This window comes from Nocardioides sp. URHA0032, assembly GCF_000620645.1.
In the GTDB taxonomy this organism is placed as follows: domain Bacteria; phylum Actinomycetota; class Actinomycetes; order Propionibacteriales; family Nocardioidaceae; genus Nocardioides.
The window spans coordinates 231,787-244,133 of record NZ_KK211161.1; the positions used below are offsets into that span (position 1 = coordinate 231,787).

The 12,347-nt window shown below is 74.5% G+C and carries 10 protein-coding genes and 1 tRNA gene; 5 read left to right on the forward strand and 6 right to left on the reverse strand.

The genetic code is table 11. From position 1 onward, the window contains the following. Position 1: 1 nt before the first annotated feature. A complete protein-coding gene (gene rfaE2 / locus N538_RS0122305) occupies positions 2-1,363 on the forward strand; it encodes a D-glycero-beta-D-manno-heptose 1-phosphate adenylyltransferase (protein WP_028639126.1) in 1,362 nt (453 codons plus the stop codon). Further along, positions 1,360-2,313, forward strand: a complete 954-nt coding sequence (locus tag N538_RS26870; RefSeq protein WP_036571758.1) for a glycosyltransferase family 9 protein — start codon at positions 1,360-1,362, stop codon at positions 2,311-2,313. The genes rfaE2 and N538_RS26870 overlap by 4 nt, the downstream gene beginning before the upstream one ends. On the opposite strand, the gene N538_RS0122315 is transcribed toward N538_RS26870, so the two are convergent. From N538_RS0122315 to N538_RS0122340, 6 genes are all read right to left on the reverse strand, one after another. Further along, complete coding sequence (locus N538_RS0122315) at positions 2,255-3,226, reverse strand: UDP-glucuronic acid decarboxylase family protein (protein WP_028639127.1); 972 nt, start codon at positions 3,224-3,226, stop codon at positions 2,255-2,257. The two genes, N538_RS26870 and N538_RS0122315, sit on opposite strands and share 59 nt — an antisense overlap. A 1-nt stretch (position 3,227) precedes the next feature. Beyond that, on the reverse strand, positions 3,228-3,692 hold the full coding sequence (locus tag N538_RS0122320) for a DUF4383 domain-containing protein (protein WP_051549547.1): 465 nt from the start codon (positions 3,690-3,692) through the stop codon (positions 3,228-3,230). A 59-nt stretch (positions 3,693-3,751) separates the two neighbouring features. Further along, positions 3,752-4,084 (reverse strand): YciI family protein, encoded by a 333-nt coding sequence (locus tag N538_RS0122325; RefSeq protein WP_028639129.1) that lies wholly within the window; start codon positions 4,082-4,084, stop codon positions 3,752-3,754. A gap of 67 nt (positions 4,085-4,151) precedes the next feature. Further along, positions 4,152-5,825, reverse strand: a complete 1,674-nt coding sequence (locus tag N538_RS0122330; RefSeq protein WP_028639130.1) for a SelB domain-containing protein — start codon at positions 5,823-5,825, stop codon at positions 4,152-4,154. Beyond that, on the reverse strand, positions 5,825-7,105 hold the full coding sequence (gene selA / locus N538_RS0122335; protein ID WP_028639131.1) for an L-seryl-tRNA(Sec) selenium transferase: 1,281 nt from the start codon (positions 7,103-7,105) through the stop codon (positions 5,825-5,827). Before selA ends, N538_RS0122330 begins: the two co-directional genes overlap by 1 nt. A 32-nt stretch (positions 7,106-7,137) precedes the next feature. Next, positions 7,138-7,233, reverse strand: a tRNA-Sec gene (locus N538_RS0122340). A gap of 27 nt (positions 7,234-7,260) precedes the next feature. On the opposite strand from N538_RS0122340, the gene fdh reads away from it, so the two are divergent. From fdh to nrfD, 3 genes are read left to right on the forward strand one after another with little or no spacing between them, the layout of a single operon-like run. Beyond that, positions 7,261-10,506 carry a formate dehydrogenase gene (fdh, locus tag N538_RS0122350; RefSeq protein WP_269320370.1) on the forward strand — a complete coding sequence of 1,082 codons (3,246 nt, stop codon included), beginning with the start codon at positions 7,261-7,263 and terminating at the stop codon, positions 10,504-10,506. Then, positions 10,506-11,381, forward strand: coding sequence for a 4Fe-4S dicluster domain-containing protein (locus N538_RS0122355; RefSeq protein ID WP_028639134.1), 876 nt, complete (start codon positions 10,506-10,508; stop codon positions 11,379-11,381). The genes fdh and N538_RS0122355 overlap by 1 nt, the downstream gene beginning before the upstream one ends. After that, positions 11,378-12,292, forward strand: coding sequence for an NrfD/PsrC family molybdoenzyme membrane anchor subunit (gene nrfD / locus N538_RS0122360; RefSeq protein ID WP_231496303.1), 915 nt, complete (start codon positions 11,378-11,380; stop codon positions 12,290-12,292). The genes N538_RS0122355 and nrfD overlap by 4 nt, the downstream gene beginning before the upstream one ends. Positions 12,293-12,347: the final 55 nt, after the last annotated feature.

Here is a 12,347-nt window from a genome sequence, read left to right on the forward strand (position 1 = left end):
GGTGGACGGGCCCCTCGTCGTCCTCGGCGACGCACTGCTCGACGCGGACCTCGCGGGCCGCGCCGGCCGGATCGCGCCGGACGCGCCGGTCCCGGTGCTCGACGACCTCGAGGAGCGCCAACGGCCCGGAGGCGCGGCCCTCGCGGCCGCGCTTGCCGCGCGGGACGGCGCCGACGTCGTCCTCGTCGCCGCCGTCGGCGACGACGAGGGCGGTACGGCGCTGCGCGGGCTGCTCGCCGAGGCCGGCGTCCGCCTGGTCGCGCTGCCGCTGCGCGGCGAGACGCCGGTCAAGCGCCGGGTGCGCGCGGGCGGCCAGTCGCTGCTCCGTCTCGACTCCGGCGGCGGCACGGCAGCCGACCCCGCGCCGGGCGCTCTGGACGTGCTGCACGACGCGTCGGCCGTGCTGGTCTCCGACTACGGCCGCGGCGCCACGTCGCTTCCCGCGGTGCGCGACGCGCTCACGGGGGTGCCGCTCGTCGTGTGGGACCCGCACCCCCGCGGCGCGGACCCCGTCCCCGGCGTCCGCCTCGCCACCCCGAACCGTGCCGAGGCCGCCGTCCTCGCGACCCGTCTCGGCGGCGGTTCACCGCGGCCCGGTCTGGGCGCCGTCGACGACGACGCGCGCACCTTGCTGGCCGGCTGGCGAGCACACGCGGTCGCGGTCACGCTCGGCCCGGGGGGCGCACTGCTCTCCCACGGCGGGTCCGCGCCCTCGGTCGTGCCCGCGCCGCCGGTGGCCGTCACCGACCCGTGCGGCGCCGGCGACCGGCTCGCGTCGGCCGCGGCCCTCGCGATCGCCGGCGGTGCCTTGCCCTCGGAGGCCGTGCAGGCCGGGGTGCTCGCGGCCTCGGAGTTCCTCGCCCGCGGCGGTGCCGCCGGGTACGCCGCCACGGACGTCACGACCGGCAGCGGGCTCGAGCGGGTCGACCGGGTCCGCGCGGCGGGCGGCACCGTGGTCGCCACCGGCGGCTGCTTCGACCTGCTGCACGCCGGCCACGTCGCGACCCTCCGGGCCGCCCGAGCCCTCGGCGACTGCCTGGTCGTGTGCCTGAACTCCGACGCCTCGGTGCGTCGGCTCAAGGGCGACACCCGGCCGCTCGTACCCGAGGCCGACCGGGCCCGCGTCCTCGAGGCGCTCGAGCCGGTCGACGCCGTCGTCGTGTTCGAGGAGGACACGCCGCTCGCGGCGATCCGCTCGCTGCGACCGGACGTGTGGGCGAAGGGCGGCGACTACGCGGGGGCGGACCTGCCGGAGGCCCCGCTGCTCGAGCAGTGGGGCGGGCAGACCGTGGTGCTGCCGTACCTCGACGGGCGCTCGACGACCGCCCTGCTCGCCACCGCCGCGGAGCGGAGCCGCCGTTGACCGGACGGGCCCTCTTCCTGCGGGCGCTGGGGCTGGGCGACTTCCTGACCGGCGTTCCCGCGCTGCGGGCGGCGCGCCGTGCCCTGCCCGGGCACGAGATCGTGCTGGCCGCTCCCGAGGTCCTGCGGCCACTCGTCGAGGGGTGCGGCGCCGTCGACACCCTGCTGCCGACCGGCGAGCTCGAGCCCGTCCCGTGGACGCCACCACCGCCCGAGCTCGCCGTCGACCTGCACGGCAACGGCCCTGCGAGCCGTCGGCTGCTCGACGTCCTCGGCGCGGATCGGGTCGTGGCCTACGCCGGTGACGGGCCCGCCTGGGACCCCGACGAGCACGAGCGGGCGCGCTGGTGCCGGCTCGTGTCCTGGGCGCTCGGCGTCGAGCCGGACCCGGACGACCTGCGTCTGCCGGCTCCGGGGCCGACCGCCGACGCGGGTGCGGTCGTCGTCCACGCCGGCGCCGCGTCGGCGAGCCGTCGGTGGCCGGCGGACCGGTACGCCGCGGTCGCGCACTGGGCGGCGGCGGCCGGGGAACGGGTGGTGCTCACCGGCGGTGCGAGCGAGGTCGGTGTCGCCGAGCAGGTCCGCTCGCTCGCCGGCCTGCCCGCCGACGCGGTGCTGGCCGGCCGCACGGACCTCGGTGGGTTGGCCGCTGTCGTCGCCCACGCCCGGCTCGTCGTCTGCGGCGACACCGGCGTCGCGCACCTCGCGTCGGCGTACGGTACGCCGTCGGTGGTGCTGTTCGGCCCGACCCCGCCGCACCGGTGGGGACCGCCGAGCAGTGGCCCGCACTCCGCGCTGTGGCACGGGTCCACGGTCGGCGATCCCCACGCGGGGCGGCCCGACCCGGCGCTGCTGCAGATCGGCGTGGGCGAGGTCGTCGACGTCGCGTCGGTCAGGCTGGAACGCGCTCGGGACGCCCTCGGGCGGCCATCCACTCGATCGTCCGCGTGAGGCCGTCGTCGAGCGGCGTGCGCGGCCGCCAGCCGAGCAGGCCCTCGGCCTGGGTCAGGTCGGGGCGCCGCACCTGCGGGTCGTCCTGCGGCAGCGGCACGTGCTCGATGGTCGACGAAGACCGGGTGATCTGGATGACGCGGCGGGCCAGGTCGAGCACGGTGATCTCGACGTCACCGCCGATGTTGACCGGGCCGGCTTCGCCCGATGCGGCGAGCCGCACCAACCCGTCGACGGTGTCGCCGACCCAGCACAGCGACCGGGTCTGGCTGCCGTCGCCGGCGACCGTCAGCGGCTCACCGGCCAGCGCCTGCTGGACGAACGCCGGCACGACGCGCCCGTCGGCCAGGGCCATCCGCGGCCCGTAGGTGTTGAAGATCCGGGCGATCGTGGTGTCCGTACCCCGGGCCCGGCGGTACGCCGCGGTGCTCGCCTCGGCGAACCGCTTCGCCTCGTCGTACACGCTGCGCGGGCCGATCGGGTTGACGTTGCCCCAGTAGCTCTCGTGCTGCGGGTGCTCGAGCGGGTCGCCGTACACCTCCGACGTGGAGCCGAGCAGGAACCGGGCACCGGTCCGCGCAGCCAGGTCGAGCGCGTGGGTCGTGCCGACGCTGCCGGTCCGCAGCGTCTCGAGCGGGAGCCGCAGGTAATGCACCGGCGAGGCGACCGAGGCGAGGTGGAAGACCATGTCGACGTGGCCGTCGACGGGGATGCCGTCGCACACGTCGGCCCGCACGACCGTGAACCGCGGATGGGCTTCCAGCGATGCGACGTTCTCGCGCGACCCGGTGACGAGCGAGTCGACGCAGACGACGGTGGCGCCCTCCCCGACCAGCCGTTCGCAGAGCCAGGAGCCGAGGAAGCCGGCGCCGCCGGTGACGACGATCCGCGCGCCGTCGGCCTCAGCGACCACGTCAGACGCTCGTGGCGGTGCCGACGCTGCGGCGCACCTGCTGCAGCCCGACGGCGCCCAGCACGACCATGCCGACCGCGAGCACGAAGTGCAGCCAGTCGTCGGCGGTGTTCAGCGGCACGAAGTTCGCGCTGCTCCCCTTGTCGACCACGAGCCCGTAGATCCAGAGCACGGCGTACACGAGTCCGGCGATCAGGAGGTACCAGCCCGCCGAGGCGGCCGCGCGGGCGGCGGCCAGGCCGACCACGCCGAACGCCAGGTGCACGATGTTGTGGAGGATCGACACCTCGAAGATGCCGAACAGCTTGGCCTCGCTCTCGTGGCCCGCGAACGTCATGTCGCCGTAGTTCGTGGTGATCCCCGGGATGAAGCCCAGGACGCCCACGAGCAGGAACGTCGCGCCGACGACCATGGCGGCGGTGGGCAGCCAGGTCGGCGGGTTCGTCAGGTGGTGGGAAGTGCTCATGCCGTCCGGTAACCGCCGCCGGACATGCCATGCACACCCGGCCGGGTGGTGTGGCCCGGCTACTCCCAGAAGGCCCGGAGCTCCAAGCGACCGGCCGCCGCCATCGGGTGCCGGGACGCGACCTCGACGGCCTCGTCGAGGTCGGCGCACTCGAGGACGTCGAAGCCCGCGATCCACTCGTTGGTCTCGGCGAACGGCCCCTCGGTGACGAGGAGCGAGCCCTCCCGGCGTCGTACGACGCGGGCCTCGGCCGCCGGGCGCAGCCGTTCTCCGATCACCCGGATGCCGGCCGCGTCGTTCTTCTCCACCCACTCCTCCACCGGCACGGTGCCGGTCGGGTCGGGGTTCTCGGGGCGGTCGGGATCCATGGCGACGAGCATCAGGAACTTCATCTGTCCTCCAGGGGTGTGTCGGTTGTACCTCGATGACGTGCGGGCCGACCGCGAATCGACAGCGGACTCAGCGCAGTCTCCGCCGGTCGTCCGCCAGCCGAACCGTTCGGCCGGTCGCATCGAGGTGGGCGAGCAGCGGGAGCGCCACCCGGCGGCTGGTGCCCAGGGCCAGGCGGGCCTCGCTCGCCGTGAACGGCTGCTCGAGCTCCGCGAGCACGGCGACCGCGCGGTCGTCGGCGCCGGGCAGGAGCACCACGCGCTCGTCGACGCGCAGCAGCCGGCCCGCGCGGTGCAGGGTGGCCAGGGCGACGTGGTCGAGACCGAGCTCGTCGAGGCGACCGGCCTCGGGAGCAGCGAACCCGGACAGCTCCTCCGCGAGCACCGCCGCGGCCTTCGCGAGGTGCTCGGGCAGCCCACCGGGACCGACGACCCGTCCCCCGTCGATCCTCAGCGGGGGCGCGACGAGGGCGGTCACGATCGCGGGGTCCGGCAGGCCGAGCGCGTTCGCGGCCTCGCCGGGAGCGACCGGGCGATCGGCCAGCGCGGCCAGCCGGCCCCGCAGGTCGGCGACCAGGTGCGGCGCGACCAGCCAGTCCCCCGCGACGAGCGTGCCCGCCGGCAGAGGCTCCGCGGGCGCACCGATGCGCCGCAGCAGCGAGCGACGCACCACGCCGCGCAGCCGCAGTTCCGCGTCCGGCGTGCCGTCGTGGGTCGCGAGGTCGCGGGGCCGCCGCTCCGGCACGGGGTCGAGGACCTCGACACCCCACACCTGCCGGTTGCCGGGGTCGCGCAGGATGGCGCGGTCGGCGTACCGCAACGGCAACGGACGGTCGAGGACCAGCCGGGCCAGGCCGGAGCCGATGGACCGGGCGCGGGTGCCGACGTGCGTGGAGCCGACGTGCAGGACCGGGCGCTCCGGCGGCTCCCCGTCGCCGGTGAGGCGTACGTCGACCCGCGCCGACGCCACGAAGGCCCCCGGCGTCACCAGCGCGTCGCCACGGGCGATCTCGGGTGCGTGGCCGCCGAGGTCGAGGGCGACCCGGGCGACCCCGGAGACACGCTCGCGCGGCGCTCCGAGCGCCTCGACCCCGCGGACCCGGGCCTCGGCGCCGTCGACCGCGAGCACGGTCCCCGGCGCGACCGTCCCTGCCGGCAGGGTGCCGGTGACCACCGTGCCCGCGCCGCGCACGTGGAACCTACGGTCGACCCAGAGCCGCACGTCGGCCGCCGGATCAGGGGCGCGCACCGACGCCAGGACCGTGCCCAGTGCCGACCGCAGCTCCGCGATCCCGGCACCGGTCCGGCCGCTCACCACCACCGCTGGGACGCCGGCGAGCGACGTCCTCTCCACCTCTGCGCGGGCCCGGGCGAGCGCGGGCGCGGGGTCGGCGAGGTCGGCCCGGGTCACCACCAGCACGCCGTGCGAGACCCCCAGCGCGTCCAGCGCGGCGAGGTGCTCGGCCGCCTGCGGCATCCAGGGGTCGTCGGCGGCGACGACCAGCATCGCGACGGGCACCGGCCCGACCCCGGACAGCATCGTGGTCACGAACCGCTCGTGGCCCGGCACGTCGACGAAGGCCACCTCGCCGACCGGGTCGACCGTGGTCCAGCAGTAGCCGAGCTCGATGGTCAGGCCGCGCCGCTTCTCCTCTGCGAGCCGGTCCGGGTCCTGCCCGGTCAGTGCCCGCACCAGCGTGGACTTCCCGTGGTCCACGTGCCCGGCGGTGGCGACGACGTGCATCAGCCCATCACCCGGCGGATCGCCTCCACGAGCACGTCGTCGAGGTCGACCGGGACGGTCAGCAGGTCGAGCAGCAGCCGCCCGTCGTGCACGTGCCCGACGACCGCCGGGTCGCCCAGCCGCAGCGCCTTCGCGAGGTCGGGAGGGAGCGCGACGGCCGCGGAGGAGAGGGGTACGCCGGGCGCGCCGCCGCCCCCGACCCGTCCCTCCGAGGCGATCGCGACGCCACCGAGCGCCTCCGCGATCCGCCGCGCCCGGGCGAGCAGCTCCCCGGGTCGGGTGGCGAGCGCGGCCGCGACGGGCGGCGGGGGTCCGGTGAGCGTGGCCTCGAGGGCCGCCAGCGTGAGCTTGTCGACGCGGAGCGCGCGGGCGAACGGGTGCCGGCGCAGCCGCTGCACCAGCTCCGCCTCCCCGAGGAGCAGGCCGCACTGCGGCCCGCCGAGGAGCTTGTCGCCCGACGAGGTGACGAGCGACGCACCCTCGCGCAGGACCGTGGCGGCGTCCGGCTCGTCGGGGAGCCGCGGGTGCGGGGCGAGCAGCCCCGAGCCGATGTCCACGACGACCGGGACGCCGAGCGCGGTCAGCTCGGCCACGGGCACCGAGGACGTGAAGCCCTCGACGCGGAAGTTGGAGGGGTGCACCTTGAGCACCAACGCCGTGTCCGGCCCGACCGCGGCCTCGTAGTCGGCGAGCCGCACCCGGTTCGTCGTACCGACCTCGCGCAACCGCACGCCCAGCGACTCCAGCAGCTCCGGGATCCGGAAGCCGTCGCCGATCTCGACCAGCTCGCCCCGCGCGATCACCACTTCGCGACCCTGCGCGAGCGCGCATGCGACCAGCGCCAGTGCGGCCGCGCCGTTGTTGACGACGTGCACACCGCCGGCACCGGGTACGGCGGCCGCCAGGGCCGCCAGGGCACCGGACCCGCGCGGGCCGCGGCGCCCGGTCGCGAGGTCGAGCTCGACGTCGGTCGCACCCGCGGCCACGCCGACCGCCTCGACCGCGGCCGCGGAGAGCGGCGCCCGGCCGAGGTTGGTGTGGACGACGATGCCGGTCGCGTTGATCACCGGACGCAGCGACGTGGGGGCCGCGGGCAGCCGCGAGAGCACGGCCGGTACCACGTCGGCGGGTGCGAGCGCGCCGTTCCGGCAGTCCTCCAGCACCGCGACGACGACCGCCTTCACGCGCCCCCGGCCGAGACGGCCGACGGCCGCGGCGACCCCGGGCTCGGCGAGCACCGCGTCCGTGCGCGGCGTGCTCCGGCGCGGGTCCTCGGACACGGGCGGCTCCCCAGGAGTGGGCACGGTTGACTTGGCGGAGGCGGACGGGAATCGAACCCGCCTGACCGGGAGTGCCCGGCCACTACGGTTTTGAGGACCGCGCCCGTCACCAGACGGGAAACGCCTCCGTGTAGAACCCTAGTCGGCTGGTTACTGTGGGCCTCGTGGAGTTCCTGGGCTGGCCGCTGGTGCGGCAGGTCACCGGTCGTGACCGGCTCGGTCGCGGGCACGCGGCGATGTCGCGCCGCAGCGAGACGCTGGAGCCCCGCACCGTCCAGGCCGACCGGGTCGTCGACTCGGTGTGCCCGTTCTGCGCCGTCGGCTGCGCGCAGAAGGTCTTCGTCAAGGACGGCGAGGTCACCCAGATCGAGGGCAGCCCGGCCAGCCCGATCTCGCGGGGCCGGCTGTGCCCGAAGGGCAGCGCGAGCAAGCAGCTGGTGACGAGCCCGACCCGCGTCACGAAGGTGCGCTACCGGCGCCCGTTCGCCACGGAGTGGGAGGACCTCGACCTCGACACCGCGGTCGACATGATCGCGGACCGCGTGATCAAGACGCGCAAGGAGTTCTGGGAGTGGGAGGCGGACAGCCGCCGCACCCGCCGCACGCTCGGCATCGCCAGCCTCGGAGGAGCGACCCTCGACAACGAGGAGAACTACCTCATGAAGAAGCTCTACACGGCGATGGGCGCGATCCAGATCGAGAACCAGGCGCGGATATGACACTCCTCCACGGTGCCCGGTCTGGGTACCTCGTTCGGCCGTGGTGGGGCCACCACCTTCCTGCAGGACCTGAGCAACGCTGACTGCATCCTCATCGAGGGATCCAACATGGCCGAGGCCCACCCCGTGGGCTTCCAGTGGGTCATGGAGGCGAAGCGCCGCGGCGCGACGGTGATCCACGTCGACCCGCGGTTCACGCGGACGTCGGCCGTCGCCGACCTGCACGTGCCGATCCGCGCGGGCTCGGACATCGCGTTCCTCGGCGGGCTCGTCAACCAGGTCCTGAGCAACGACCTGGACTTCCGCGAGTACGTCGTGGCGTACACCAACGCCGCCAACATCATCGAGGACGACTTCCGGGACACCGAGGACCTCGACGGACTGTTCTCCGGGTTCGACCCCGAGACCGGCCAGTACGACCCGGACTCCTGGTCCTACGTCCCGGACAGCCGGCGCGACGTCGAGGACGAGGAGCGCCGGGACCAGGCGTACTCCGGCGGGAGCAGCCACGGGGAGTCCCACCAGGCCGCGCGCTCGGAGTCCCACGGCTCCGGTGGTGCGCCGGTCAAGTGGAAGGGCCGGCGCGACGAGACCCTGCAGGATCCGAGCTGCGTCTTCCAGATCCTCAAGCGCCACTTCGCGCGCTACACGCCCGAGGTCGTGCAGGAGGTCTGCGGGATCGAGCCCGACCAGCTCCGCCGGGTCGCGGAGGCGCTGACGAGCAACAGCGGCCGCGAGCGCACCTCGGCGTTCTGCTACGCGGTCGGCTGGACCCAGCACAGCGTGGGCGCCCAGATGATCCGCACGGCGTCGATCCTCCAGCTGCTGCTCGGCAACATCGGCCGGCCGGGCGGCGGGATCATGGCGCTGCGCGGCCACGCGAGCATCCAGGGCTCGACCGACATCCCGACCCTGTTCAACATCCTGCCCGGCTACCTCCCGATGCCGAACGCCAAGCAGCACCAGTCGCTGGACGAGTGGGTCCGCGACGACGAGGGCAAGGCCGGCTTCTGGGGCAACATCCGGTCGTACGCCGTCAGCCTGCTCAAGTCCTACTGGGGCGACGCCGCCACGCCGGACAACGACTTCTGCTTCGACTACCTGCCGCGGATCACCGGCGACCACTCGACGTACTCCACCGTGCTGGCGATGATCGAGGGCCGTTGCAAGGGCTACTTCCTCGTCGGCGAGAACCCCGCCGTCGGCTCCAGCAACGGCAAGATGCAGCGGCTCGGGATGGCGGCGCTGGACTGGCTGGTCGTCCGCGACCTCCAGATGATCGAGTCGGCGACGTTCTGGAAGGACGGGCCGGAGATCGAGACCGGCGAGCTGGTCACCGAGGAGATCGGCACCGAGGTGTTCTTCCTGCCGGCGGCGACGCACGTCGAGAAGGCCGGCTCGTTCACGCAGACGCAGCGGATGCTCCAGTGGCGGGACAAGGCCGTCGAGCCACCCGGCGACTGCCGCAGCGACCTCCAGTTCTACTACGAGCTCGGCACCCGGATCCGGCAGAAGCTCGCGGGGTCGACCGACGAGATGGACCGGCCGCTGCTCGACCTGGCGTGGGACTACCCGCTCGACGACGGGGGCGACCCGGACCCGGAGGCGGTGCTGCGCGAGATCAACGGCACCGGGCCGGACGGCGAGGTGCTGTCGGCGTACACGCAGCTGAAGCCGGACGGCTCGACCAGCTGCGGGTGCTGGATCTACTGCGGCGTGTACGCCGACGACGTCAACCAGGCGCGGCGCCGCAAGCCGCACTGGGAGCAGGACCAGGTGGCCGCGGAGTGGGGCTGGGTCTGGCCCGCGAACCGGCGGATCCTCTACAACCGCGCGTCCGCCGCCCCGGACGGCACGCCGTGGAGCGAACGGAAGCGCTACGTGTGGTGGGACGCGGAGGCCGACGACGGCAAGGGGAGGTGGACCGGTGCCGACGTGCCGGACTTCGTGCCGGACCGGGCGCCGGACTTCGTGCCCGAGGAGGGCGCGCAGGGTCCGGACGCGATCGGCGGCCAGGACCCGTTCATCATGCAGACGGACGGCAAGGCCTGGCTGTTCGCGCCCCTTGGCCTGGCCGACGGGCCGATGCCGACGCACTACGAGCCGGCCGAGTCGCCGGTGCGCAACCCGCTCTACGGCCAGCAGAACAACCCGACCCGCAAGAGGATGGAGGTCCCGCAGAACCCGCTCAACCCCAGCTGGAGCGACGTGTTCCCGTACGTCTTCACGACGTACCGGCTCACCGAGCACCACACCGCCGGCGGCATGAGCCGGACCCTCCCCTACCTCGCCGAGCTCCAGCCCGAGCCGTTCTGCGAGGTGTCGCCGCGGCTCGCGGCCGAGCGCGGCCTGGAGAACGGCGGCTGGGCGACGATCGTCACGGGGCGTACGGCGATCGAGGCGCGGGTGCTGGTGACCAGGCGGCTCCGGTCGCTGCGGCTCGGGGACCGGTTCGTCGAACAGGTCGGGCTGCCGTACCACTGGGGCCCGAACGGCATCACCACCGGCGACTCCGCCAACGACCTGGTCAACCTGACCCTGGACCCGAACGTCTACATCCAGGACAAGGTCGGCACCTGCGACATCCGGCCGGGTCGCCGGCCACGCGGCTCGGCGCTCACCGAGTACGTCGCGGAGTACCGTCGCCGCGCGGCCATGGACGTGCAGAGGGAGGAGACCTGATGGGCAGTCTGTGGGGCCGGCTCGACGACGTCCAGGGCGACGCGGGCTACGGGTCGCCGTCCGAACACCCGCCGCGGATGGGCTTCTTCACCGACACCTCCGTCTGCATCGGCTGCAAGGCCTGCGAGGTCGCGTGCAAGGAGTGGAACTCCGTCCCGGAGGACGGCTACCTGCTGACCGGGATGTCCTACGACAACACCCAGGAGCTCGGGGCCTCGACCTGGCGGCACGTCGCGTTCGTCGAGAAGCCGCTCGACGTCCCCGCCGTCGACCTCGGCATGCCCGCGATGGGTGCCCCGGACACCGAGGGCGTGACGTGGCTGATGTCCTCGGACGTCTGCAAGCACTGCACCCACGCGGCCTGCCTCGACGTGTGCCCGACCGGTGCGCTGTTCCGGACCGAGTTCGGCACGGTCGTCGTACAGCCGGACGTCTGCAACGGGTGCGGCTACTGCGTCCCCGCGTGCCCGTACGGCGTGATCGACCTCCGCAAGGACGACGGCCGCGCGTTCAAGTGCACGCTCTGCTACGACCGGCTCAAGGAGGGCCAGACCCCTGCGTGCGCGCAGGCCTGCCCGACCGAGTCGATCCAGTTCGGCGAGCTGACCGAGCTGCGCGAGCGCGCGGCCCGGCGCGTCGAGGAGCTGCACGACCGGGGCGTCGACGTGGCCCGGCTGTACGGCGCCGACCCGGACGACGGCGTCGGCGGCGACGGCGCGTTCTTCCTGCTGCTCGACGAGCCGGAGGTCTACGGGCTGCCGCCGGACCCGATCGTCACCACGCGCGACCTGGGGTCGATGTGGCGGCACGTCGGTGCGGCCGCCGCGACGCTGGTCGGCCTCGGCGTCGCCTCGTTCCTGGGGAGGCGCCGGTGAGGGAGCAGTCGATGGTCCCCGAGCCGGAGTTCGAGTCCTACTACGGCCGGCCGATCCTCAAGCAGCCGACCTGGAAGACGCCGGACGTCCCGCTGTACCTGTTCCTCGGCGGCCTGGCCGGCTGCTCCGCGCTGCTGGCCGAGGGCGCTGCCGCCACCGGCCGGCCGGACCTCGAGCGCGTGGCCCGGCTGACGGCCGCGGGCGGCGCGGCCGCGGGCACCGTCGCCCTGGTGCACGACCTGGGCCGGCCCGAGCGGTTCCTCAACATGCTGCGGGTGTTCAAGCCGACCTCGCCGCTCTCGGTCGGCTCGTTCATCCTCGCGCCGTTCAGCGCGCTCTCCGGAGCCGCGGCCGCGACCGAGGTCACGGGCCGGTTCCCCCGGCTCGGCCGGCTCGCGGGAGTCGGCGCCGCCGCGTTCGGGCCGCCGCTGGCGACGTACACGGCCGCGCTGCTCGCCAACACCGCGATCCCCGCCTGGCACGAGGCGCACCGGGAGCTCCCGTTCGTGTTCGGCGGGTCCGGCGCCCAGGCCGCCGGCGGCCTGGCGATGCTGCTGGTGCCCTGCGACCAGGCCGCCCCGGCCCGCCGGATGGCGCTCGCGGGCGCCGCGGTCGAGGTCGTCGCGGCCGAGACCATCCTGAAGAAGGGACTGGTCGCCGAGCCCTACCGGATCGGCCGACCGGGCCGGTTGATGAAGGTCGCCCGCAACGCCACCACGGTCGCGTCCGCGATCACGGTGCTGGCGGGCCGGCGCTCGCGCCTGCTGTCGGCCGTCGCCGGTGCGACGTACGTCGGCGCCTCGCTCGCCACCCGGTTCGGGATCTTCGAGGCCGGGCTCGAGTCCGCGCGTGACCCGAAGTACGTCGTGGTCCCCCAGCGTGAGCGGATGCGCGCCCGCGCCGCGCACTGACGCCCGCGGCCGCCACTTCCCGGGCACTCCTGTCGCTTGGCGGGCGTTGCAACGG

What these genes read in the sequence shown, in the direction of transcription:
- N538_RS0122320 (WP_051549547.1), bottom strand. Translation starts at nt 3,692, where the DNA reads ATGAGCACTTCCCACCACCTGACGAACCCGCCGACCTGGCTGCCCACC.
- N538_RS0122325 (WP_028639129.1), bottom strand. Translation starts at nt 4,084, where the DNA reads ATGAAGTTCCTGATGCTCGTCGCCATGGATCCCGACCGCCCCGAGAAC.
- N538_RS0122330 (WP_028639130.1), bottom strand. Translation starts at nt 5,825, where the DNA reads ATGCACGTCGTCGCCACCGCCGGGCACGTGGACCACGGGAAGTCCACG.
- N538_RS0122355 (WP_028639134.1), top strand. Translation starts at nt 10,506, where the DNA reads ATGGGCAGTCTGTGGGGCCGGCTCGACGACGTCCAGGGCGACGCGGGC.